12 protein-coding genes are annotated in these 25,124 nt (G+C 71.9%); 8 read left to right on the top strand and 4 right to left on the bottom strand.

The features are described 5' to 3' along the window. Positions 1-278: 278 nt before the first annotated feature. Positions 279-902 carry a hypothetical protein gene (locus tag K7472_RS11005; RefSeq protein ID WP_222976668.1) on the bottom strand — a complete coding sequence of 208 codons (624 nt, stop codon included), beginning with the start codon at positions 900-902 and terminating at the stop codon, positions 279-281. Between the two features lie 249 nt (positions 903-1,151). Between K7472_RS11005 and K7472_RS11000 the strand changes: the two genes are divergently transcribed. The 4 genes from K7472_RS11000 to K7472_RS10985 all read left to right on the top strand — a co-directional run bounded on the left by K7472_RS11000 (position 1,152) and on the right by K7472_RS10985 (position 17,083). Beyond that, a complete protein-coding gene (locus tag K7472_RS11000) occupies positions 1,152-1,700 on the top strand; it encodes a YciI family protein (protein WP_222976666.1) in 549 nt (182 codons plus the stop codon). Between the two features lie 840 nt (positions 1,701-2,540). Beyond that, complete coding sequence (locus tag K7472_RS10995) at positions 2,541-6,719, top strand: non-ribosomal peptide synthetase (protein ID WP_289678970.1); 4,179 nt, start codon at positions 2,541-2,543, stop codon at positions 6,717-6,719. Then, complete coding sequence (locus tag K7472_RS10990; protein WP_222976664.1) at positions 6,716-16,147, top strand: non-ribosomal peptide synthetase; 9,432 nt, start codon at positions 6,716-6,718, stop codon at positions 16,145-16,147. Before K7472_RS10995 ends, K7472_RS10990 begins: the two co-directional genes overlap by 4 nt. 57 nt (positions 16,148-16,204) lie before the next feature. Continuing rightward, entirely contained in the window at positions 16,205-17,083 is an 879-nt protein-coding gene (locus K7472_RS10985; protein WP_222976662.1) for a TauD/TfdA dioxygenase family protein, read from the top strand. Between the two features lie 18 nt (positions 17,084-17,101). Here the strand turns inward: K7472_RS10985 and K7472_RS33415 are convergent, their stop codons facing one another. Continuing rightward, positions 17,102-18,550 carry a methyltransferase domain-containing protein gene (locus K7472_RS33415; protein ID WP_222976660.1) on the bottom strand — a complete coding sequence of 483 codons (1,449 nt, stop codon included), beginning with the start codon at positions 18,548-18,550 and terminating at the stop codon, positions 17,102-17,104. Between the two features lie 153 nt (positions 18,551-18,703). Further along, complete coding sequence (locus K7472_RS10975; protein WP_222976658.1) at positions 18,704-19,462, bottom strand: class I SAM-dependent methyltransferase; 759 nt, start codon at positions 19,460-19,462, stop codon at positions 18,704-18,706. 197 nt (positions 19,463-19,659) lie between these two features. On the opposite strand from K7472_RS10975, the gene K7472_RS10970 reads away from it, so the two are divergent. From K7472_RS10970 to K7472_RS10960, 3 genes are all read left to right on the top strand, one after another. Continuing rightward, a complete protein-coding gene (locus tag K7472_RS10970; protein ID WP_222976656.1) occupies positions 19,660-20,463 on the top strand; it encodes a class I SAM-dependent methyltransferase in 804 nt (267 codons plus the stop codon). A gap of 75 nt (positions 20,464-20,538) precedes the next feature. Beyond that, positions 20,539-21,786 carry a pyridoxal phosphate-dependent aminotransferase gene (locus tag K7472_RS10965; RefSeq protein ID WP_222976654.1) on the top strand — a complete coding sequence of 416 codons (1,248 nt, stop codon included), beginning with the start codon at positions 20,539-20,541 and terminating at the stop codon, positions 21,784-21,786. Positions 21,787-21,837: 51 nt separating this feature from the next. After that, positions 21,838-22,776: a tryptophan 2,3-dioxygenase gene (locus tag K7472_RS10960; protein WP_222976652.1), complete on the top strand. Its 939-nt coding sequence runs from the start codon at positions 21,838-21,840 to the stop codon at positions 22,774-22,776. Between the two features lie 45 nt (positions 22,777-22,821). Here K7472_RS10960 and K7472_RS10955 read toward each other — a convergent pair whose 3' ends face one another. After that, entirely contained in the window at positions 22,822-24,267 is a 1,446-nt protein-coding gene (locus K7472_RS10955; RefSeq protein WP_222976650.1) for a glyceraldehyde-3-phosphate dehydrogenase, read from the bottom strand. Positions 24,268-24,571: 304 nt separating this feature from the next. On the opposite strand from K7472_RS10955, the gene K7472_RS10950 reads away from it, so the two are divergent. Then, complete coding sequence (locus K7472_RS10950) at positions 24,572-25,114, top strand: CchlQ (RefSeq protein WP_222976648.1); 543 nt, start codon at positions 24,572-24,574, stop codon at positions 25,112-25,114. Positions 25,115-25,124 lie beyond the last annotated feature (10 nt).

Genomic DNA, 25,124 nt, shown 5'->3' with positions numbered 1-25,124 from the left:
CGAAGCCAGGGACAGCCGACGACCCGGGCAGCGTGGCACAGGGAATCGGGCTGTGCAATGGCACAGAGGAACGCGGGAGGTTGAGGAGAATGAGAGCCGATGAAGGAGGCACCAACTATGCCCAGGTCAGAGGCCCTGACCGGATGTCGCGAGATGAACGGGGGTCGGCGCATGCCGTCCGTGTGCAACGGCACTGCCCGATCTGGCGCGTTCCGAGGGCTTGCGCGGCGGGCCGCGCGACTTCTACCGTTCTGCTGCTCGGGCGTTCTGCCGCCCGGTCAGTTCCGGGCCGTCCAGGTGTCCTGGATCTCGGAGGTGTACTTGGCGGGTGCGCCGTTGCCTCCGGTGACGAAACCGCCCTCGTTGTAGAGGATCTTCGTGACGCCCCCGGGGAACAGCGCGTCCAGCGTGAGCGTCTGCCCGGGCTCCAGATAGCCGTTCGTCGGGGCGTGAGTGGTGTCCGTGGTGGTGTAGCCCTCGGTCAGATGCCAGTCGCCCGAGTCGTCCACGGAGACGAACGAGTTCTGCGTGAGGGTGGTCGTGTGCTTGCTGGTGTTGACCAGTCGCAGGAGTGCGGTGGTACCTCCGGGGCCGGGCGCGAGACTGGCCACGGTGACCTTCACCTGGACGTCGCCCGAGGAATCACCGTCCAGGTTGTGCGCGTTCACGGTGAGCGCCTGCCCGACGTCCGCGGTCCGCGGGCTTGAGGCCCCCTTGCCGCCCCCGCATCCGGCCAGAGCGCCCACCGCCACGCAGAGGGCCACGGCCGGCACGACCGTGGACCGCCAACGCCCCGACAGTGCCCGACCCGCCGACGTGCCCGCCGACGTGCCCGCGGTCGGCGTGGGACGGCCGTGCGTGGCGGTGCCGGTGACCGTGTCGGCCGTCGTCTCGTGGTGCATCGCGTTCCCTCGTCGTCCGTCGCCAGGAGATCTTCATCGGTCCCGTGAACGAGCCCGTTGGGCCGTCATCTGCCGTGCAACGAAGGGTAGTTGCGTGGGTCGTGTCTGTCGTCGGGGCGGCATCGGCATTGGGCAGAACTGCCCAGTCGCCACGGCGAGTCGTGTCGGACGTGCGACGGCGGGCGAGTGCCATGCAGGCCGAGCGGAAACAGGAGAGCGGTACGGAGCCCGTTCGTGAAGGATGTGGGCATGGAATTCTTCTGCTACCACAGGGACCGGCCCGGTTCACTCGCGTTGCGCGACGAGATGCTGGAGGAGCACTGGTCCTACATGGACGGGTACGCGGCGGAGTTGATCGCGCGCGGCCCGACGCTCTCCGCCGATGACGAGCCGACCGGCAGCGTGCACATAGTGGACCTCCCCGGCCCTGCTGCCGCCCGGGCGTTCGCGTTCGACGAGCCCACCTACCAGGCAGGTGTGTATCGCGACGTCATGGTGCGACGGTGGCGTAACGCGCTGGGCAGGACCATGTGGGACTTCCCCGGCGGCCGTACCGGGGGCAACCGCTATCTGGTGCTCGGCCTCGGTTCCGGCCCGGCTGTCGACCTCGGCCTGCCGAAGGACATCGACGAGGTGATCGCGTACGGGCCGCTGCTCTCCGACGACGGCGCCAAGTGGCTGGGGACGGCGGCGCTGTTGCGCGCGCCGGACGCGGAGGCGGCGCGCGCCGTCCTCACCTCGGAGCGGTACGCCGATATCGAGGTGCACGACTGGCAGTTCGGCGGCCGGCCGTCGTGAACGACAGGGGGTCGGGCAACGCCCAGCCCCCATCACCCGCCCGTGCCGCCGACTTCCATCCGCGTGCCGCACACGTGAATTTCCCATCGTACGAGCCGCACGAGCCACACGAGTGGATTTCCCATCGCACACCGGGAATGTCACCGGTTGATCGATCCGGGTTCACCGAGCGGTGTGGCCGAGTCGTTCGGCAGGCCCACGCGATAATCGGTGATCGGTAATCGCCCGGGCAGCTCGACAGGAATCGACTGGCAGCGGGAGGCCGATCCACGGCACCGCGCGCACCTCTTCAACGCCCCCAACGCCCGGGGGATTTGCGGCTGTTCAGCGACCATACCAGGGCGGCGGGCCGGTTCGCTCGGCCCCGAGCGCGAGACCCGCGCCGAACGCCGTTCCCGAAGTCCGCGAGGCCGTCGAGCCGCGCCTTCGATATCCCACGAGGACACTGAACAGCCGCTGCCGGAGCAGCAGTCAAGGCAAACGGAAAGAGCAGACTACCCACCGCGCCGACCGCCGCGTCAAGAGACAAAAAGGCAAGGAACAGTGGCCGCCTGTCGCATTCCGGGCAGCCATTGACAGATACCGGGACCTGATCAATTATCGCCGTGCGCCCTGCCCGCACCCCCAGCGTCTTCACAGGTCAGGCGCGCTTCCGTTCCGTCACGCCCTGCTGCCCATGAGGAGGTTGGCGCCCCCGCGCGGCCTTCGGTCCCCGCACCGGTGAACCGTGCTGGCAACGTTGTCCGTTGTCGGCATGCCCTCGGCACTCCATGCTGCCGTCACACCGTGCGGCACGCCACGCACCGGCGCCCGTCCCTCCGTCGAGGGGAAGAACCGAGCTTGCCGTCCCAGCCCATCGCCGATCCCCTTTCCACCTCCCCGGTCGCGGAACGCGTGGCGCCGTCCTCGTTCCCGCAGCAACGCATGTGGTTCCTGGCGCAGATGCCCGGCGCCGTGGCGGCTTACAACGAAGCCATGGTCTTCCGGCTGCGCGGTCCGCTCGAGCGGCACCTGCTCCGGCAGGCGCTCGACGGCCTGGTGCGGCGGCACGAGACGCTGCGCACCCGGCTGGCGGAGTCCGGGGGCGAGGTGGTCCAGCTCATCGACCCGCCGATGACCGGATACGCCCTCGACGAGGAGGACCTGACCGGCCGCCCGGACGCCGACGAGCGACTGGCCGAGCTCCGGCGGGCGGAGCTGGCCACGCCCTTCGACCTTCGCCACGGGCCCCTGGCGCGCGGTCGCCTCGTCGTCATCGGCGAGGAACACCACGTCCTGCTCCTGACGATCCACCACTCCGTCTTCGACGGCTGGTCGATGGACGTGCTGCTGCGCGAACTCGGTTTCTTCTACGCCTCGTTGGCCGAAGCACGACCCGACCCACTGCCGCCGCTGGCCTTCCAGTACGCCGACTACGCCCGGGCGCAGCGTACGCGGGCCGAAGGGGGGCCGGGAGGTGACGACGACGCGCCGGGGGGCGGGTCCGGCTTCGCGGGTCGACCAGCACGTGCGGACGCGGGTCAACTGACCTGCGTGGACGCGGAGTCGACCGCGTCGGCCTCCTACTGGCGTGAACGGCTTTCCGGTGCGCCCGCCCTGCTCGCGCTGCCCACCGACCGGCCGCGCCCGCCCGAGCAGGACCATCGCGGCGGACGGGTCGCGTTCCGGCTCGACGCGGAGCTGACCTCGGCGCTCAAGTCCGCGGCGCGCGCGTCGGGGGGAACGCTCTTCGTCGCCATGGTCACCGGCTGGGCCGTCCTGCTGTCCCGGCTGACCGGCCAGAAGGACGTCGTGGTGGGCACGCCGAGCGCCAACCGCCGTCGGCGCGAGGTGAAGGGGCTGATCGGCTTCTTCGTCAACTCCCTGGCCCTGCGCGTCGACCTGTCCGGCGAACCCACCGCCGGGAGCGCGGTGAAGCGCGTGCGCGGAGCGCTGCGGGAGGCGCTCGACCACCAGGACCTGCCCTTCGAGCGGGTCGTGGAACTCGTCAACCCGCCCCGCAGCCCGGCCCACACCCCGGTGTTCCAGACCATGTGCGCCTGGGTGCCGTCGCGCGAGGGCATGCTCACGCTGCCGGGCGTCGAGGTGGAACCGCTGGACATCCCCGACGCCGCCGCCAAGTTCGACCTCGCGCTGTCGCTGACCGAGACGGACGGCTGTGTGGTCGGCCAGATCGACTACGCGCGGGCGTTGTTCGACCGCGGCACGGTCGAACGGTACGTGCGCCACCTCGAGCACGTGCTGAGGGGGATGGCCGAGCAGCCCGACACCTGTGTCGCCGATCTCCCCCTGATGGACGCGGAGGAGACCCGGCTGCTGATGGCCGACTGGGACGCGACGCGTGCGGTATCGGACCGTGACGCGATGGGTGCGGGAATGGACCGTGACGCGGCGCGTGCGGGAACGGAGCGTGACACGCCGCGTGCGCACGAGGAAGCCGCTGCCGCGGCGAGTCTCGTCCAGCGGTTCGAGACGCAGGTACGGCTGCGCCCCGACGCGCCCGCCCTCGTCTGCGGTGACGGGCGGGACACCGTCCGGCTGACCTACGCGCAGTTGGACCGGCGCGCCAACCGCCTCGCCCACGCGCTCGTCGCCCGGGGTGCGGGCGCCGACACGGTGATCGGTCTGCACGCGGGCCGGACCGCGGAGTTCGTGGTGGGCGTGCTCGGCGTCCTCAAGGCCGGTGCCGCCTGGCTCCCGCTCGATCTCGGACAGCCCACGGCCCGGCTGGCGATGATGGTGGAGGACGCCGCGCCCCTGCTCGTCCTGACCGACGCGAACACGACCACCCCCGGTTCCCACGCGGCGGACACACCTACCACCCCGTGGCATGCCCTGCGCGCGATCGAGGCCGAGGCGACCCGGGACGACGCCCCCGGCCTGCCGTGCGATCCCGCCCGGCTCGCCTACGTCATCTACACCTCCGGCTCGACCGGCCGCCCCAAGGGGGTCGCCGTCACGCACGCCAGTGTGCTCAACCTCTTCGACACCTGGCTGGCCAGGATGGGGGCCGAGCCGGGCGAGGCGTCGGCGGCGTGGTCGGGCATCGGTTTCGACGCCACGGTGCACGAGGTGCTGATGCCGCTCACCACCGGCGGTGTGCTGCACCTCGTCCCTGACGAACTGCGGGGCGACCCCGAGGCGTTGATGACGTGGATGCGGGAGCGCCGCGTCGCGCAGGCGTTCCTGCCACCGGCGTACGTCAAGTGGATCGACGAGGACCCGGCGCGCCGCCTGGAGGGTCTGGCCCTGCGGCGGCTGCTGACCGGGGTGGAGTCGCTGCCGGAGATGGCGTTGTACCGCATGACATGCCATCTGCCGGGGTTGCGTGTGTGCTACGGATACGGGCCGACGGAGGCGACGTTGTACGCGACGGCCTACTACGATCCCCAGCCGTTGGAGCGGCAGTGCCCCATCGGGCGCCCGCTGCCCGGCACGCGCCTGTACGTGCTGGACGACCGGATGCGTCCGGTGCCGCCCGGTGTGGCCGGGGAGGTGTACCTCGGGGGCGGGAGTCTCGCCCGCGGCTATCTGCACCGCCCCGATCTGACGGCCGAGCGCTTCGTCGCCGATCCGTTCGTGCCGGGCGGACGTCTGTACCGCACCGGTGACCTGGCGCGTCGCCTGCCCGACGGCAACGCCGAGTACCTGGGGCGTTCGGACGACCAGGTCAAGCTGCGCGGATTCCGCATCGAGCCGGCCGAGGTGGAGGCCGCCGTGCTGGCCCTCGACGGCGTCCGGGAGGCGGCCGTGCTCACGGATCGCGCCACCGGGGGCGAGCCGCGCCTCGTGGCGGGGGTGGGAACCGGTGACGCGCCGGTACGCGCCCAGCACGAGTGGCGTGCGGCGCTGGCGGCGAGACTGCCCGACTACATGGTTCCCTCGCGCTTCGTCCAGCTGCCCGCCCTGCCGCTCAACCGCAGCGGCAAGCTGGACCGTACGGCGCTGCTGGAGCTGGCGCGTTCGGCCGCCGACTCCCAGGTGAACGTGGCCAGTCCACGCGACCGCACGGAGTTGACGCTCTATCAGGTATGGCGGGGCATCCTGCTGACCGACGACATCGGCGTCCGCGACAGCTTCTTCGACCTCGGCGGCACCTCGCTCTCGGCGATCAAGATGGCGCACGAGGTGCGGGAGGCGATGGGCGAGACGATCGCCGTGCGCGACGTCATGCTCCACCCGACCATCGAGGACCTCGGCGGCCTCATCAGGCGCGGCGCGTCGGGCCGTACGGGGAACAACCTCATCGCGTTCCACGAGAGCGCCGACGGCCGGAACGTGGTGTGCGTGCACCCCGCCGGCGGCACCGCCTTCTGCTACCTCACCCTCGCCAAGGCCCTGCCCGACACCATCGGGCTGTACGGCGTCCAGTCACCGGGAATCGATCCCGGTGAGACGCCTCTGGACAGCGTGGAAGCCATGGCGGAGGCGTACCTGCGGCTGCTGGGTCCCCTGGGCGACGGCCCGCTCGTGCTGACCGGGCTGTCCTACGGCGGGCTCGTCGCGCACGCGATGGGACGCCGCCTGGCCGCCGCGGGCAGGACCGAGGTGAGTGTGGTCCTGCTCGACACCCAGGCCACCGACGACGAGGCCGAACGGGCCGCCATCACACCGGTCGACATGGCCGAGTTCCGTGACAAGCTCGTCCGCTTCAACGGCATGTACCCGGGCATCGACGACGAGCAGATCGAGCGATACCACCGGATCTACAACCACAACCGCCTCACCGCGCGCGACCACATGCCCCAACGCTCGGGAGCACGGCTGGTGTTGATGCAGGCGACCGGCGGTGAGGCGGACGACGCCTCCCTCGACGCCGTGCGGGCCTTCTGGCGCGAGCGCGCGGGCGGCCCCTACCGCGTGGAACCGGTGGACTGCGACCACTGGGAGATGTTGGAGAACGACCAGGCGGCCCTGGTGGCCGCCACCATCGAACGGGAACTCGACCAGTGCGCGACGCCACCCCTCCCCCAGCCCGTACGACCTCGGACCGCGGCGCGGGCCGGGGAGGCGCGATGACCCCGGGTGCGACGGCGGCGTTCCCGGCCGCCTCCACTCCCCCGGCGTCGGCGCTGGTCCGCGCCGTGCTCGCCGACGCGCGACGCGTCCCGCGCACGGCCGCCGTGGTCGACGGTGGGCACGTCGTCGATCGTGCGGGACTGGAGCGGCTGAGCGCGTGTGTCGCGGACTCCCTCCGGCGGCGGGGTGTGCGGCCCGGGCAGGCCGTCGCCGTGTGCCTGCCGCGTTCCTGGCGGCTGGTCTGCGTCATGCTCGGAGTGCTGCGGGCGGGTGCCGTCGTCGTGCCCCTCGACGCGCAGAGCCCGCCCGAGCGGCGCGAACACATCCTCCGCGACGCGGGCGCCGCCGTCGTCGTGCACGACGACGGCGGCCTCCCGGAGGCGCTGCCCGATGGCGTTGTCGCCGTCCCGTCGTCCGCGCTGCTCGATTCCGGCCGACCGCGGTCGGCCGCCGGGAGAAGAGGGGCGGCCGAGCCGTGCGCGGACACGCCGACGGGTGCCGTGGCGGAACAGGACCGCGCGGGCGCTGATCCCACCCTCTCCTTCCTCTTCTACACCTCCGGAAGTACCGGTCGTCCCAAGGGCGTTGAGGTGCTGGACACGGGGGTGCTGCGGCTGGCCCGCGAGGGCTACGTCGATCTGGCGGAGGGTGCCCGCTACGCGTGTCTGTCCAACCCGGCCTTCGACGCCCTCAGTTTCGAGGTGTGGGTGCCGCTGCTGACCGGCGGCACCTGTGTGATCCTCTCCGACCAGGACGTCCAGACGCCGGACGCGCTCGCGGCGGCGCTGCGGCGCGAAGCCGTCGACACCATGTTCCTCACGGTCGCGCTGTTCAACGCGGTGACGGACAAGGTGCCGGACTGCTTCGCCCCGGTGCGGCAGGTGCTCGTCGGGGGTGAGCAGCTCAACGCGGCGCTGATCGGCCGGTGGTACCGGCACAACGCGGCCACCTCCGCGACCCGGCTCTTCAACGTCTACGGGCCGACGGAGTCCACGACGTTCGCGCTCTGCCATCCGATACCGCGCGACTTCGACGCCGACGTCGTGCCCCTGGGAACAGCGCTGCCCGGCACAGGAGCCCTCGTCGTCGCCGACGGCACGCGTCCCGCCGGACCGGGCGAGGTCGCGGAGCTGTACCTGTCCGGCGAGGGCCTGGCCGCCGGGTACCGCAATCTGCCGGAGGAGACCGCGCGGCGCTTCGTCACCCTGCCGTGGCATGACGACGGCCGCACGCGCTGGTACCGCACCGGTGATCTGGTGCGCCGGGACAGCGATGGCCTGATCACCTACGTGGGCCGGGCCGACCGCCAGGTCAAGGTGCGCGGCTTCCGCATCGAGCCGGGCGAGGTCGAACGCTGCCTGACCTCCCACCCGGCGATCCGGCAGGCCTACGTGCGCACCCGTCGCGACGCCGACGGCGCCAACGAACTGCTGGCCTACCTGGTCCCGCGCGGCGAGCTGTCCTACGACGACGTCGACCGGCACCTGGCCACGGGTCTGCCCGCCTACATGCGGCCGCACCATCTCCACGTGGTGGACGCCCTGCCGTTGACGGGCAACGGGAAGGTGGACGGGGACGCGCTGCTGGAGCGGTCCGTCGAGCCGTGGCGTCCGGGCGGTGAGGCGGACTCCCACGTGACGCCGTGGCAAGGTGAGATCCTGGACCTCGCGGCCGGCGTCCTCGGCACCGACGGTCCGCGGTTGCGCGACCGGTGGATCCCCCTGGGCGGCGATTCCCTCAAGGCGCTCAGGCTCCGCTTCGAGGTGCGAAGACGCTACGGCTGCGACGTGCCGCAGGCGGTGGTGCTCGGCGGCGACCTCGCCGTTCTGGCCGAGGCCGTCGAGGCGGGCCGGGCCGCGGAGCACCGAGTCCGCCCTCCCTTGCCCGTGTCGCCGACCGGCCGCGACAGTGCCCCGGCCACCTCGGAGCAGCAACGGCTCTGGCTCATCCAGCAACGCGACCCCGAATCCCACGCCTACGACGTGCCCCTCGCGTTCCGTCTGAGCGGCACGGTGGACCTCGCGGCGCTGCGCCACGCGCTGCGACGGCTCGTCGAACGCCACGTCGCCCTGCGCACCGCGTTCGAGGCCACACCGGGCGGACTCGGGCAGCGGGTGGCGGCGCCGTACGACCCGTGGCATCCGATCGAGGACGCGGACCGGCTCGACGCGCAGGCCGGGATGCGACAGCTGTCACGGCTGCCGTTCGACCTCACCGATCCCCGCATGCTGAGAGCCGGATGGCTGCCGGCTCCGGACGGCGGCACGCTCCTGCTGCTCCTGCACCACATCGCGGTGGACGGCTGGTCCCTCAACGTCCTGTTCCGCGACCTCACGTGCCTGTACGACGCGGCGCTGGACGGCACCGAGCGTGCGGGCGGCGAGCCCGCCGACGACGCGCGGTCCGTCGCCACGCCGCTCGACCTCGCGGTGTGGCAGGACAAGTGGCGCGCACACGACGAATACCGGGCGCTGAACGAGGAGTTGGGCGCGTACTACGGCGGCCTGGAGCCGGTCTCCCCTCCGCTGGAGGCCGCACGGGGTACGTCAGGGCGCGCTCCGGCGCGGCTGGTGCGCACCTCGCTCGACCTCGTGCGCCGCACCGCCGTGGACCGGCTCGGCGCCGAGCTCGGCCTGACCCGCTTCCAGGTCCTGCTGAGCGCGTACGCGTGGGGTGTGTACGGCGTCACCGGGCAGACCGCGCCGGTCGTGGCCGCGCCGGTGACCGGTCGGCCGCTGCCCGAGTTCGAGTCCAGCGTGGGCATGTTCGCGGGCACCGTGCTCGTGCCCGTCGCCCTGGACCCGAGCGCCCGGCTCGCCGACCAGCTGCGGTCTGTCGCCTCGGCCGCGCAGGCCGTTCTCGACCGGCAGGACGTGCTGCTCGCCGACGTGCTGCGGAGCTGGCAGCCGCGTGGTGGCGCCGCGCCCTTCGACTTCATGTTCGTGCTGGAGAACACGGACTTCGGTTCGCTGGCGCCACGCGGCGTCGAGTGCCGCCCCATGTTCCTCCAGCCCGCGCGGGCGAAGTGCCCGCTGACGCTGTCCGTCGTGGAACAGGGCGACGGACTCGACTGCCTGTGGGAGTACGACGAGGACCACTTCGACACGGCCGACATCGAGGCCCTGGCCATGCTGTTCGCGCGGGGCGTGGACCTGCTGACGGCGGGCGGCACGGAGAGCCCGGCCGACCTCGTTGTGCCCTACCGGCGTGCGCTTGCCGACCCCGGCCTCGGCGCACCGGCCGCGCCCGGCTTCACCACGGTGGCCGAGGGATTCGACCGCCAGGCGCGGCGCACCCCGCACGCCCCGGCGGTGACCTGCGACGGCCGTACGCTCAGCTACCGTGAACTCGACGCCCAGGCAGCCGCGTTGGCAATCGAACTGACGGAACGTCACATCCTGCCCGATGCCGACGCCCCCGCGTGTGTCGCGTTGCACCTGCCCCCGTCGATCGAGCACGTGGTGGCGCTGCTCGCGCTGGCCCGTCTGAACCTCACCGCGGTCCCCCTCGACCCGGCCTACCCGCCCGCGTTGCTACGGCAGATCGTCGCCCGTGTCGAGCCGCTGTGCGTCCTGACGGCACCCGGCGAGCAGGACACGCCGGAGGAGGTCGCCGACGCGGACGTGCCCCGGCACCCGGTCGTCCTCCGCCAGTCCCCGCCCGCACCGGCACCCCTGCGGCCCCATCACGGCACGCGACCGCTGTACGTGCTGTTCACCTCCGGCTCCACGGGCACGCCCAAGGGCGTGCGGGTTCCGGACGCCACGTTGTGCAACCTGCTGTCGTGGCAGGCTGCGGACGGCGGTCTCGGGCACCCGGCGGTCACCCAGCAGTTCTCGATGCTGTCGTTCGACGTCTCGTTCCAGGAGATCTTCGGCACGCTCTGCGGCGGCGGCACACTGCACCTGATCCGGCACGGTTGGCGCCAGGACATGCCCGCGTTGCTGGAGCAGCTGGAGAACGCGGCCGTCGAGCGGATCTTCATGCCCTACGTGGCACTCAGCCTGCTCGCGGAACACGCCGTCCTGCTGGACCGCTACCCGTCGCGTCTGCGCGAAGTCGTCACCGCGGGCGAGCAGTTGGTGTGCACCGACGCGATCCGGCGCTGGTTCGCCGGGTTGCCCGGCGCCCGGCTGTTCAACCACTACGGGCCGACCGAGACACACGTGGTCAGCGCCCTGTGCCTGGACGGCGACCCCGCCCACTGGCCGGACCGCCCCGCCATCGGCAGGCCGGTGGCCGCCGCCCACCTGCTCGTGGTCGACGACAGCGGCCTGCCCCTGCCTCCGGGACGCACCGGGCACCTGCTGATCGGCGGCCCGATGGCCGGGCCCTGTTACCTCGGCGACGAGCAGCTCGACACGGACCGCTTCACCACCCGCGCCGAAGCAGGCACGTTCTACCGCACCGGTGACCTGGCGCGCTTCGGCCCCGACGGCCTGCTGCACTACGCCGGACGCGACGACGAACAGGTCAAGGTCAGCGGCCACCGCGTGGAACTCGGCCAGATCGAGACCGCGTTGCTGCGTCATCCGCGGATCACGCGGGCCGTCGTCCTGCTCCACGACGGGCAGTTGGTGGGATGTCTCCAGTGGCGGGACGGGGACCGGCCACCCGCGGACCTCGGCGACCATCTCGCCACGCTGCTCCCGCCCCACATGCGCGTCCGGCGCTTCCGGCGTCTGCGCGAACTGCCGCGTACGCCCAGTGGCAAGCTGGACCGCCGGGCGGTGTGGCGGTCGAGCACGGACGACAGCGGCGGGGGCCGGGACGACGACCGCGTGCTGTCGGACCGCGAGCGGCGGCTGACCGACCTGTTCGAGGCCGCGACGGGGTGTCAGGCTGAGCCTGAGGAACGGTTCTTCGACACGGGGACCACGAGTCTGGACCTGATGCGCTTTCAGCTCCGCTGCGCGGCGGAACCTGATCTCGACTTCGGCGTACCCGATCTGTTCGAGCACGTCACGATCCGCGCGCTCAGCAGGTTCCTCGACGACCGCGCGTCCGCGCTCGTCCCGGCAACGGCTCCTCAACGCGCAACTCCCGCACCCAAAAATCCCGTTGGCTCCCTTCCCGACGAGCCGATCGCCGTCGTCGGCATGGCGGTGCGACTGCCCGGCGCCCCGGACCTTGCCGCGTTCTGGCGCATGGTCGAAACGGGCACGGAGGGCGTCGAGCACTTCGAGACCGCGGACGGCAGGGTGGGCGCCCGCAGCCAGATGGACGGGCTGCTCGCCTTCGACCCCGGCCACTTCGGCATCAGCCGCCAGGAGGCCAGGCTGATGGACCCGCAGCAACGACACCTGTTGATGAGCTGTGTCGAGGCGCTCGCCCACGCGGGCATCGCCGACCCCGCGGCACACCGGGTGGGCCTGGTCGCCAGTTGCGGGGAGAACACCTATTTCCCATCAATGCTGCGTGACGGCGATCCGGACGCGCTGCCCGACTCCTTCCAGATGGCCCTGCACCACGACAAGGACTTCCTCGCCACCAAGGCCGCCTACCACCTGGGGCTGACCGGTCCCGCGCTCACCGTGCAGGCCGCCTGCGCCAGTTCGCTGGTCGGCGTGCACGTCGCCGCCGGGCTGCTGCGGCAGGGCGACGCCGACGCGATGCTCGTCGGCGGGGTCCTGGTCGACACCCAGCTCACCGACGGCTACGCCTACCGCCCGCAGCACATCTTCTCCCCCGACGGCCGGTGCAGGCCCTTCAGCGACGACGCGGGCGGCACCATCGGGGCCAGCGGTGTGGGCGTCGTGGTCCTCAAGCCGCTCTCTCGTGCCCGGGGCGACGGCGACACGGTGTACGCGGTGATCACCGGCTCGGCGGTGAACAACGATGGTTCGGACAAGCTGAGTTACAGCGCGCCGTCCCTCGCCGGACAACGCGACGTGATCCGGACCGCCCTGCGCCGCAGCGGCCACGACAGCGCCGACCTGGGCTACGTGGAGGCCCACGGCACCGCGACCCGGCTCGGCGATCCGGTCGAAGTGGACGCGCTGCGGCAGGCGTTCGGACTGGCCGAGTCCGGACGTTGCGCGTTGTCGTCCGTCAAGAGCCAGATCGGACACCTCGGCGCCGCCGCCGGTGTGGTCGGGCTGGTCCGCGCCACGCTCGCGGTCAGCCACGGCCTGATTCCTCCGAACGTCGGCTTCCGCCGCTTCAATCCGCACATCGGGGACGACCCGGCCCCGTTCCACGTGCCGGCCGACGCCGTTCCCTGGCCGTCCGGGCGGCCCCGCGTGGCGGCCGTCAGCAGCTTCGGCATCGGCGGCACCAACGCCCACCTCGTCCTCGAACAGGCCGACGAGAAACCCGCACCGTCCGAACCCGCTCCTGTCCACTGCCTCGTCCTGTCCGGTCGCAGTGCCGCCGGACTGCGCGCCGACGCGCTCAACATCGCGGACTACCTGTCCGCCCGGCCCGAAATGTACGGCCGGGTCGTGCGCCACCTCCAGGCGGGACGCCCGGCCCACCCGTGGCGCGCGGCGACGGCCTGCCGCGACGTCGGCACGGCGATCGCCTGGCTGCGAACGGTGTCCGGCGCACGGGTGGAGCCGGTGGAGGCGGAGCCGCTCGGCGCCGACGAGGCACCGGAGCGGCTGGCGAGCGCGTGGGCGGCCGGGCGGCCGGTCCGGTGGACTCCCGGTCCCGCCCAGGCACCGTGGGACTTCCCACCGCCCGCCTTCGACCGCTCCGTCCACGACTTCCCCCGGGCCGAACGCGGCCTCGAAGCAGAAGGTGTCCGGGAAGCGGCCCAGAAAGCGATCCCGGCGACCCGGCAGGATGCCCCGGCGACGGCCCGGAAGACCCCGCGGCTGCCCCGGGAACTGTGGTTGCACCAGCCGGTATGGGCGCGGCTGACCCGGGCCCTGCCTCCCACGGTGGGGGGCGTCTGCCCGCGCGTGCTGGTGATCCTGACGGCCGGGCCCGGCGGGGCGGACGGCTGGCGGGCGGTGTCGTCGGCGTACCGACGGGTGGTCCTGGTCAGTGCCGGTGACGCCTTCGGTCCGCGCGACGACGGCGGTTACACCGTCGACCCCGCCGACCCGGACTCGCTCGGTCTGCTGCTGCGCGCGCTGGCGCCGGAGACGGGGGAAGGGCTGGACTGGCTGCACGCGCTGCCGCTTTCGGTGACCGGCGAGGTCGGCGCGGCGTCCGTGGAGCGGGCCCGCTGGGCCTGTCTCGACACGCCCGCCGCGCTGGTGCGTGCCCTGGCCGAGAACGAGGGCGTCATCGCGGGGAAGGTGCGCGTGTGGTGGCTCTCGCACGGCGCCCAGCCGGTCGACGGCCCGGTGCGGCGCCCCGAACTCGGTTTGCTGGCCGGTGCGTCGCAGGTGCCGCGTCAGGAGACCGGCCTGTCCACGCGCTGGCTCGACCTGCCCGGTCCCGACCCGGCGTCGTGGTCCACGTCATTGGCTGCCGTGTTGACGCGCGCCGACGCGGCGGAGTCGCCCGGGCGGCTCGCGCTGCGCTCGGGCTACTGGTGGCAACCGTCGCCCCAGCCGGTCCCGGCCCCGTCCACACTCGCGCGGCAGGCGCCACACACCGGCGACGCACCGCACACCGGCGGGGAACCCACACGTTGGCTCGTCCTCGGCGGCACCGGTGGGATCGGGGCGAGTGTCGCCGCGCACCTGCTGGCCACCACCGACTGCCGTGTCGTCCTGCTCGCCCGCCACCCCAACGTGCCGCGGACATTGGCTCGTTGGGCGGACCGCGTCGAGTTGTTCGCGGCCGACCTGGCCGAGGAGCCGACAGACCGCGTACGCGAACGCCTACGGGAACAACTGGCGGCGGACGGCGCGCGCCTCGACGGCATCGTGCACGCGGCGGGCGTCGCGTCGGGTGCCCTGCTCGTACGACGTGACGCGGACGCGATGCGACGGGCGGCGGATGTGAAGCTACGCGGGGCGGTCCTGACCGAGGCGCTCGTCGCGGAGCACCGCCCGGCGGTCGCCGTCTACTGCTCGTCGATGGCCTCGTGGTTCGGCGGCGTCGGCCAGTTCGACTACGCGGCGGCCAACGGGCTGCTGGACGGCTTCGCCGCGCACCACGCCGGAGCGGACGACACGACGCTGCGTATCGCCGTCGACTGGGACGTGTGGCGTGACGTCGGCATGGCGACGCACGCCCTGCACCACGACAGCCGTCACCGTTCCCATCTGGCGGTCGGCATCGGCGCGGACGAGGGCAGGCAGGTGTTCGCGGACGCGTTGCGGCTGCAACTGCCGCATCTGATGGTCTCCACGACGCCACTCGACGCGGCGCGGTCGTTCTACGAGCCCCTGGACAGCGGCGCGGCGTCCGCCCCGATCGCGGCGGACGACCCCACCGATGCGGCCGGCGGCACCACGTCCACCGAGCACGCGCCGCAGGCCCGCGCGGAGACCGTGCCGGAGGGAACGCCCGATGCCCTGCCGACCGCCCGGGAGCTCGCCGACTTCCTGTGCCGCGCGCTCGGCACGGACTCGCTCGATCCCACGGCGTCGCTGTACGACCTGGGCGCCGACTCGTTGACGTTCCTGGAGCTGATCACCGAGGTCCACCAACGCTACGGCGTCGAGCTGGAGTTGTCCCGGTTCAGCCACCGGGTCAGCCTCGACGAGATCCTCGGCCACCTCGGCGTGGCCGCCGACGCACCGGCTCGCGAACCGGACGATGTGCGTCTGGAGGTCTGGCAGGAGGGCACCGGCCGTGAGGTGTTGTGCCTGGTCCACCCGGTGGGCGGTGACGTGCAGGCGTACCGGCCGCTGGTCGCGGACCTCGATCCGCGTCTCACCGTGTGCCTGGTCGCCGATCCCGCCCTGCGCGATCCCGACGCGCCCGCGTCGTCGTGGACGCTCACCGAGCGGGCGGCGCACTACGACGCCGCGTTGGAGTCCCGGTTCCCGTCGGGTACTTGGCGGCGCCGTCTGGCCGGGTGGTCGTACGGGGGCTGGGTGGCGCTGTCGATGGCCGCCGTGGCGGAGGAGGAGGGGCGGGACGTCTCCCACGTGTACCTGGTCGACCCGCCGCCGCCCGGCGCGGGAGAGGTCTTCCGGGACTACGGCGAGGAGCAGATCCGCGCGGTGTTCGCCCACGAACTCGCCCGCCAGGACGGTGATCAGGCGGTCGGCGACCAGGCACGCCGGTACGCGGACCGCCTGACCCGCTGCTGCCGGTCGAACCTGCGCAGCATGGTCGGTCACCGCCTGCCGGGCCTCGCCCGTACCCCGGTCACGCTCTGGCTCGCCACCCGGCCGACTCCGGGACTGCCCACGACGGCTCCGGCGGACGAACAGGCCGCCGTCTGGAGGGCATTGATCCCCGCGCAGTTCACCCTGCGGCAGTTGGACACCGGCCACTACGACATCGTGCGGCCGCCGGAGATCAAGTACGTGACCGAGGCGATCAACGGGCACACGCCACGCACCGACGCCCGGTGAACCGTCTTTCACCCGCCCGCCACACACCGACCCCGCACACCCCAAGGAGAAACCCCCGTGGAACAGTTCGCACTCGACGCCCTCGAACGTGTCACCACCCGGCCGCCGGTGCACTGCTCGGCCATCCGGGTGGATCCGCTCACCCCGGTCATCGGCGCCGAGGTGTCGGGCCTGGACCTCACCAAGGAGCTGACGCCTGATCAGGTCGACGAGGTTCGGCAGGCGTTCCTGGCCCACCACGTGCTGGTCTTCCGTGACCAGGCGCTGACGGACGAGGACCACAAGCGCTTCGCGGCACTCTTCGGGCCGCTGCATCTCGTCGCGGCCCCCGTCGACGGCTCCGACCCGTACATCCTGGAGATCAGCGCGGGGAAAGAGTCACGTGCGATCGCGGGCAACGGATGGCACGCCGACGGAACCGCGGACACCGAACCGTCGTTGGGGTCGATGCTCCACATCACACGCGTCCCGGAGGCGGGCAGCGGCGGCGACACCATGTTCGCCAACATGCACCTGGCCTACGACATGCTCTCCCCGGCGATGAAGACGTTCCTGGAGGGCCTGACCGCCGTCCACGACGGCGCGCTGCCGTGGCGGAACGCCGGCCAGACCCCGCCGGAGAACTACGAGGTGCCCTGCAACGAGCACCCGGTCGTGGTGCGCCACCCCGACACCGGCCGCAAGCTGCTGTTCGTCAACCAGCCCTACACGTCGCACATCGCACAGTTGTCCCGCACGGAGAGCGACGCGGTGCTGGCGATGCTGTACGACCACATCGAGCGCACCCCGCTGCTGCACTGCCGGGTGCGCTGGCAGCCGGGGACGCTGGTGTTCTGGGACAACCGCTGCGTCCAGCACCACGCGATCTGGGACTATTACCCGCACTCGCGCTACGGCCGCCGCATCGCCATCGACGGCACCCGCCCGCAGGCCTGACCCGCGCCGCCGCGCCGTTCACCTCCGGGGCCGGGCGAGCAGCATCACCGCGTCGTTGGTGATGCGATCGGTGCCCGCGCAGAAGTGGCCGCGCAGCGCGGACAGCAGCGCGTGGTGCAGCTGGACCGGCTGCGGGTGGCCCACGTTCCACAGCGCGGTCAGCGCCCGGGCCGCCGCCCTGGCCCGGGCCTCAGGACCCGCCTCGGGGAACACCACGTCGATGGGGAGGCGGGTCACGGCGATGTCGTCGAAGCCGTGGGCGGACAGCACGTGCGCGGCGCGGAGCAGCAGTTGGCCCTGCGGGTCCGCGGGCGCCCCGGTCAGCGGGGCGCGGACTCCGTTCCACAGGCCGATGATCTCGTTGTCGGGGGCGTCCTGCACCAGGACGACCTTGGCCTCCGGGTGGCCGGGGTCCACGACGCGGGCCATCTCGGCCACCGCGAAGTCGGGTTCGTCGGTGCGCTGAAGCGTCCACGCGGCGACCACCGCGTCGAAGGAACGGTCCACCGGAGGCAGCCGGTCGGCGGCGCCGGGCAGCAGGGTCACGCCGAGCGCGCCCAGCATGCGGCCGTCGTCCTCCTCCTGGAGGCCGTCCGGTCCGGCGTCGGCGGTGCCGAGGCGGTCGGCGAGGTCACGGGCGACGGCGACGGTACGTCCGCCGAGGGCGAGGACGCGGGTGTTGACGGAGAGGCTGTCCACGATCAGCGGCACGTCCTGCCGGTCGAAGCGTGCCTCCATCGCCGCCCAGTGCCGCGCGTTGGGCTCCAGGGGGCCGCGGTGGTGGGAGGGCACGGCGGCGGGTGCGGCGCGGGAGGGGTCACCCGGCTTGGTCGCGAAGATGAACAGGTGCTGCTCCGCGCCCATGCCGGGGTAGTCGGGGTGGAAGACGCTCTCGTGCTGGCGCAGGATGCTGAGCCCGGCGTCGCGCACCAGCCGCGGGTAGACCTCGGCGGCGAAGCTGGACGCGCGGCTGGTGTGGCCCATCCACGTGAGTTCCGCGTGCTCGGCGTCGAACGGCACGGTGGACATGACGAACAGGCCGCCGGGGACCAGCCAGCGGCCGATCCGGCCGAGTGTGTCGACGATCTCGGCCCGGGACATCTGGAGCAGGGGGAAGAACGCGGTGATGGCGTCCCAGGTGCCCGGCGCCTCCGGCAGGTCCCGGACGTCGACCCAGGCGAAGCGGGCCTGCGGAACACCTGTTCTGGCCAGCGTCACCATGGTGTGCGAGACGTCGCAGCCGGTCACCCGGTGCCCGGCGTCGGCCAGCAGCTGGGCGGTGGGGCGGCCGGTGCCCGAACCGATGTCCAGCACCTTGGCCTGCGGGGGCAGGCGGTCCAACAGCCAGTGGATGGCCGCGAGTTGTTCGGGCAGTTGCCCATAGGTGTCCTCGTAGACCTTGCCGAGCTGGTCGAACAGGCGGGCCGCGGCACGGCCGTAGGCTGACACCGGACTGTCAATGGTCATCGCAAAGGCACTCTCTGGCCGAGTGGGGGCCTCCCTCTTTCGAGGAGGGGGCCGCACTGTCTACTGATAACTGACCGTTCAACGGGGGCGGTTGAGGCGTGCCGCCGCTCGGGTGGGCGCCCGGTCGGCCGCCCGGGGCGGGACCGTGGCACTTCATGTGCGGACGGCCCGGACGTACCACATGCGCAGCGCGATGCGGCCCGCCGCGTCGACCTGGTGGTCGACACGGCGGGCCCGCTCGGAGTCGCCGCCGGCCAGGTCGAGCAGCCGCGTGCTCACCTCGCGCAGGGCGTCGGGGGTGAACGAGGTCGCGTAACGGACCGGCTCGATGTGGTCGATGGTCCACGACTCGCCCAGCCGCAGGCGCAGTTCACGCTGGTCGATGTGGGTGGGCATGGGGTAGCTGTCGGGGAGGTCGACGCCGAAGGTGAACAGGTGCATCCGGGCGCCCGGTCGGCAGACCCGGTGCAGGGCGGCGACGTGGTCGTCGCGGGTGTCCTCCGGCAGGCAGTGGTAGAGCGCGCTGCTGAGGACGGTGTCGAACGGGTGCGGGACGTCGTCGAGCCGGGTGGCGTCGCCGACCAGGAACTCCACGTCGGCGCCGGCCTCCCCGGCACGCTGCCGGGCCTGCGCGATCGCGTGCGGGGATCCGTCGACGCCCGTGACACGGTGGCCGCGTTCGGCGAGGAAGACCGCGTTGTCACCGGTGCCGCATCCGACGTCCAGGACGTGGCCCTCGAAGCCGCCGGACTCCTCCAGCTCGACCAGGACCGGCTGGGGGCCACCGATGTCCCACGGGACCGCTCCGAGGGAGAGCTCGGAGTCCGCCGTCATCGGTTTCCCACGGTAGGCGGCGTCGAAGTCAAGATCGCCGACCGACAGTGCGCGCTGCGCGGAACTCCGATTCACCACACCGCTCTCCTGATCTCCTGAAATTTTAATCCGACTAACGCGTGGGATTTTTCCGGTTCGCCTTGAGGAGTATGGCAGTTCGCCCGCGCCAAAAGCGCGGTCACTCAAGGGGCAGGTAATATCCCGGTTGTGCGCCGTCGTGCATCACGGCGCCCATCACCGTACCGGGCCCCCGAATCATGAGAACGGGTAACAGCGTGACCTTGACCGACGCCTACAGCAACGGGATCCTGAGCAAGGAGATCCCCACGGAACTCGGTCGCCTCCAGGCCCTGGAACGCATGCTCGACCCGGTCGCCCACGAGGCGCTCGACAGTCTGTGTCCCGCGCCGGACTGGGAGTGCCTCGACATGGGCGCCGGGGCCGGGTCGATCGCGTACTGGCTGGCCGAGCGCTGCCCGTCCGGGCGGGTCGTGGCCGCCGACATCGACCCGCGCCACATCGACGCCGAACGCGCCGCGCCCCTCGAAGTGGCCGCCATGGACCTGACCGTCGAGGATTTCCCCGGGAATTCATTCGACCTGGTGCACACACGGGCGATGCTGGCTCATCTCCCGCAGCGCGACGAACTCGTACGAAAAGCAGCCTCATGGGTGCGGCCGGGCGGCCATCTGGTTGTCGGAGAATTCTACATTCTCCCTCTCGACGACGCGCATCCCGCATTGCGAACCGGTGTACGCACACTCGCCCAATTGATGGGTGGACAGGGTACCGACGTCTACTGGGCCCGCCGTATCCCCGCACTGCTCAAGGAGATCGGACTGACCGGCATTCAAGTCCGGCTCACACCGTTGACCATTGGAATCGGTGATCCGGTGGACGAATTCTGGCGACGTTCGTTCGAGCAGTACCTCCCGATTCTGCGCCGTCGCGGCGCCGTGTCCCGGGCCACCCTCGACGAGCTCACGAAGATGCTGGACGACTCGTCGGCGGCCGATCTGTGCTGGTTCTTCGTCACCGCCTCGGGACGCGCGCCCGAGCCTCCGGCCGCGACGAGCTGAACCGTTCAGGCACCGGCGGCTCCCGTCCCGTCCGTACGACACCGTCTCCACCTAGTTCCCCAGGAGTTCCCTTCCATGATCAGCACGCAGGCCCCCGGCGCGGCGAGTGCGCGACCCACCGTCGCGGACATCCCCCCGTCGTGCGTGCACGAGGTGTTCCGCGCCGTCACCGAGTACGAGGCCACGCACGGCGTGCCCGCGCTGGGGCTGCACGTGGGCGAACCGGCGTTCCGTCCGCCCGCCGCCGTCGCCGACGCCGTGCTCGCCGCGGTGCGTGACGGCCGCACCGGATACACCACCGCGGAAGGACTGCTCGAACTGCGTTCCGCCCTCGTCCGCAAGCTCACCACCCGCAACGGGCACGACACCGACGCCGATCTGGTGTTCGTCACCCCGGGCTCGACGCAGGGCCTGCTGACGCTGATGCACGCGGTGGCCGCCCCGGACGCGGAGATCCTTCTGCCGTCGGTGCACTGGCCGATCCACCTCCAGCAGAGCCTGCTGACGGGGCTGCGCCCGGTGTTCTACCCCCTGGACGACCGCCTGCGGCCCGACGTCGACGCGCTGGCCCGGATCGGCGGCGACCGGCCCAGGACCCTGCTGGTCAACAGCCCCAACAACCCCTCGGGCGCGGTCTGCGACGAGAGGCATCTGCTGGCCCTGCTGGACCTCGCGCACTCGCGCGGCTGGACGGTCATCAGCGACGAGGCGTACGAGGATTTCGCGTTCGACGAGGACCACACTTCGTTGGCGTGCCTGGAGCGAAACGTATCGCCGGACGAGCGCCGCGTCTTCAGCGCCTTCTCCTTCTCCAAGGGGTACGGCATGACCGGCTGGCGGCTGGGCTACGTCACGGCGCCCAACGAGCGGCACGCCGCCGCGGTCCGCACGGTCCAGGAGGCCTCGATCATGTGCCCGCCCGAGCCGGTGCAACTGGCCGGGATCGCCGCGCTGGGCGAGCCGGAGTGCCTGGCCGCCAACAAGGCGATGGTCCGGCACACCAGGGACACCGCGGTGCGGCCGCTCCTGGACACCGGGCTGCTCACCCGGCTCCCCGCGGGCGGCTGGTACGCGCTGCTGGACTGCCGGGCCACCGGGCTGGACGCGGACACCTTCGCCGCGCGGCTGCTGGCCGAGCAGGGCGTGGCGCTGGCGGCGGGCCCCGGGTTCGCGCTGCGGCCGCTGGTCGACGCCGCCGGGCAGGTGCGGACGGTGGACGACGAGCCGGAGGCGCGCGGCCTGCTGCGGCTCGCGTTCTGCGGCGAGACCGAGACCGTACGGGAGGGTGTCAGGCGGATCGCGCTGTTCGCCGCCACGCTCTAGTCCGGCCACACGAGACCGGGCGTCCCCGCGCCCACGGAGGAAGTCACGACCATGCGGCAATCCACATCCCACGACGTGCGGCCACGGCCCGACGCCGACGGCCCTCTCGACGCGGGCGTACGCGACCTCGGCCGGCTCGACGACGCGCAACGGGCCGCGCGGGCGGCCGCCACCGGGGGCTGTCCGGTGCTGACCTTCGACGGGGCCCGCACCCCGTACATCGACTACCAGAGCGTCGACGTCCTGCACTCGCTCCAGCAGCCGCGTTCCGGCGCTCCGGCCGAGCTGACCTTCTACGTCCTCGGACAGGTCAAGGAGCTGCTGTTCAAGCTGATGTACGAGGATCTGCGGCGGGTCCGCGACGACCTCGACGCGGACGCGGTGGGCGCGGCGGTGTGGTCGTTGCGCAGGCTGCGCAAGGTCGCCGATCTGCTGGTGAACACGTGGGACGTGCTGGGCACGCTGTCGCCCTCGGAGTTCAACTCCTTCCGCGACCACCTCGGCGACGCGTCGGGACTCCAGTCGTACATGTACCGGATGCTGGAGTTCGTCCTGGGCAACAAGCGGCCCTCGCTCACCACGCCGCACACGGGCGTGCCGCACGTGAGCGAGCAGGTGCGGCGGGCGCTGGAGGAGCGGAGCGTCTACGACGCGGCGGTGGCGCTGCTCGCCCGCCGGGGCGCCGCGATCGACCCCGCCACGCTGCGGCACGATCCCGCCCGCCCGCGCCCCGACTGCCCCACCGTCGAGCAGGCGTGGCGTGACGTCTACCGCGAACTGGGCCCGGCCGACGAGGTGTTCCAGCTCGCGGAGGCACTGATGGACGTCGCGGAGGCGATGTCCCGCTGGCGGGCCCTGCACCTGCTGGTGGTGGAGCGGACCATCGGCAACAAGCCCGGCACCGGGGGCAGCAGCGGCGCCGCCTGGCTGCGCCGGGTCAACGAGCACCGGTTCTTCGGGGAGTTGTGGGCGGCGCGCAGCGTGTTGTGAGCGCTTGGCGGAGACGGCGGCGTCCGGTCGTTGTGCGCGGCGGGGTCAGAGCGCCGGGACCGGGAAGGTCGGGTACTCCACTCCGGAGACGTACTGCACGACGCGGACGACCTGGCAGGAGTAGCCGAACTCGTTGTCGTACCAGAGGTAGAGGATGGCGTTGTCGCCGTCGACCTTGGTCGGCCCCGCGTCCACGATCGAGGCGTGCCGCGAGCCGATGAAGTCGCTGGAGACCGCGTCGGGTGCGGTGGTGAAGTCGATCTGGCGCTTGAGCGGCGAGGTCAGCGAGACGTTGCGCAGGTAGTCGAGGACCTCCTCGCGGGTGGTCTCGCGGGCCAGCTGGAGGTTGAGGATGGCGATCGAGACGTCCGGGACCGGGACGCGGATCGAGCTGCCGGTGATCTTCGCGTCGAGGTCGGGCAGTGCCTTGGCGACGGCGGAGGCGGCCCCGGTCTCGGTGATCACCATGTTGAGCGGCGCGGAACGGCCACGGCGGTCGGACTTGTGGTAGTTGTCCAGCAGGTTCTGGTCGTTGGTGAACGAGTGGACGGTCTCCACGTGGCCGCGCAGCACGCCGTACTCGTCGGCCATGGCCTTCAGCGGCGGGACGATCGCGTTGGTGGTGCAGGAGGCGCAGGACAGGATGCGCTCGTCCGGCTTGATCGTGTCGTGGTTGACGCCGTGCACGATGTTGGGGACGTCGCCCTTGCCGGGCGCGGTCAGCACGACCTTGGCGATGCCGGGGCGCAGGTGCTTCGACAGGCCCTCGCGGTCGCGCCACCTGCCGGTGTTGTCGATGAGGATGGCGTCCTTGATGCCGTACGCCGTGTAGTCCACCGTCGTCGGGTCGTCGGAGTAGATGACCCGGATCTCGTTGCCGTTGGCGATGATCTTGCCGCCGGCCTCGTCCACCGTGATCGTGCCCTGGAACTGGCCGTGGATGGAGTCGCGGCGCAGCAGCGACGCCCGCTTGACGAGGTCCTGTCCCGCGGCCTTGCGCACGACGATGGCGCGCAGGCGCAGACCGTTGCCGGAGCCGGCCTTCTCGATCAGCAAGCGGGCCAGGAGCCGGCCGATGCGGCCGAAGCCGTAGAGGACGACGTCGCGCGGCTCACGGCGCTCGATCTTGTTCTCACCCGTGGCGCCGGCGACGGCCTCGGCGGTGAACTCCGCCACCGACAGTCCGCGCTCGTCGCTCTTGTACATCGCGGCGAGCATGCCGAGGTCGATCTGGGACGGGCCGAGGTCGAGCGTGGTGAGGGCCTGGAGGAAGGGCCAGGTCTCGGTGACCGAGAGCTCCTCACCCGCGATCTGCCGGGCGAATCGGTGGGTTTTGAGGATGCTCACCACCGACTTGTTCACCAGGGAGCGGCTGTGCAGCAGGACCGTGACGTCCCGCTCCCGGTGCAACTTACCGATGATCGGAATCATCGACTCCGCGATCTCCTCGCGGTTCTGCCAGTTGGTGAACGAGTCCACGATGGTAGTCACAGGTTCATCTTTCGAGCTAGGCGGTGCTCATATGATAACCACCTCACTCGGGTGGGCTCTCCAGCGGGTCGGGTAAAGCCGGGCAGGGGGTCGAATACCTCGCCTATATGCGGACATATCGACCTGAGGTTGATGCCAAGTGCTGCTTCCTGTGCGCATCTGAGCGCACCAGGCGGGAGGGCACCCGCTCCGGCGGTACGCACCAGGTGGCGCCGGGCGATCCGCGGTAGGCGCGCCGGATGATCGGCGGTACGTTGACGGCCGGCCGCCGTGCGCGGGCAGGGGCGGGACTCAGGGGGTTCGGGTGGAGTGGGGGACGCTCGTCGCCACGCTGGGCGGCGCGGTCATCGCGATGTCGGGGACGCTGCTGGCGGACCGGGTGCGGGCCCGCGGCGAGGACGACCGGGGCCTCGGATCGCGTCGGCGCGAGGTCTACCTCGACTTCATCGCCGCCACCGGCGTCGCCCACGCCCGGCTGCGCGAGCTGGCCCAGTCGGGGGCGGCCACCGCGGAGCTGGACGGCGCCACCCGGGACGCGCTGGCCGAGGCCGGGGTCTACCAGGTGCGCGAGCGGCTCTTCATCGACGCGAGCGCTCCCGTCGCGGCAGCAGGGCAGCGGATGTTCGAACAGCTCCGGGCGCTGCGCGCGGCGGTCGCGCAGGGCGCGCGGCTGTCCTCCCGCGCCTTCCACGACGCGTACCACCCGTACATCGACGCGGTGTGGGCCTACCGGGTCGCGGTGCGCGAGGAGTTGGAGGGCCGCCCGCTGCTCCCCGCGGTCTTCGGCTGGTCCGCCTGGGACGGCACCGAGCGCTGCGCCCTGTGCGACGATACGGGCGACGCGTGAGGCCGGGTCC

Source organism: Streptantibioticus parmotrematis (assembly GCF_019890615.1).
Classification (GTDB): Bacteria; Actinomycetota; Actinomycetes; order Streptomycetales; family Streptomycetaceae; genus Streptantibioticus_D; species Streptantibioticus_D parmotrematis.
The sequence above is the reverse complement of the archived record's forward strand: the minus strand, read 5'-3'. Positions and strand labels throughout refer to the sequence as shown.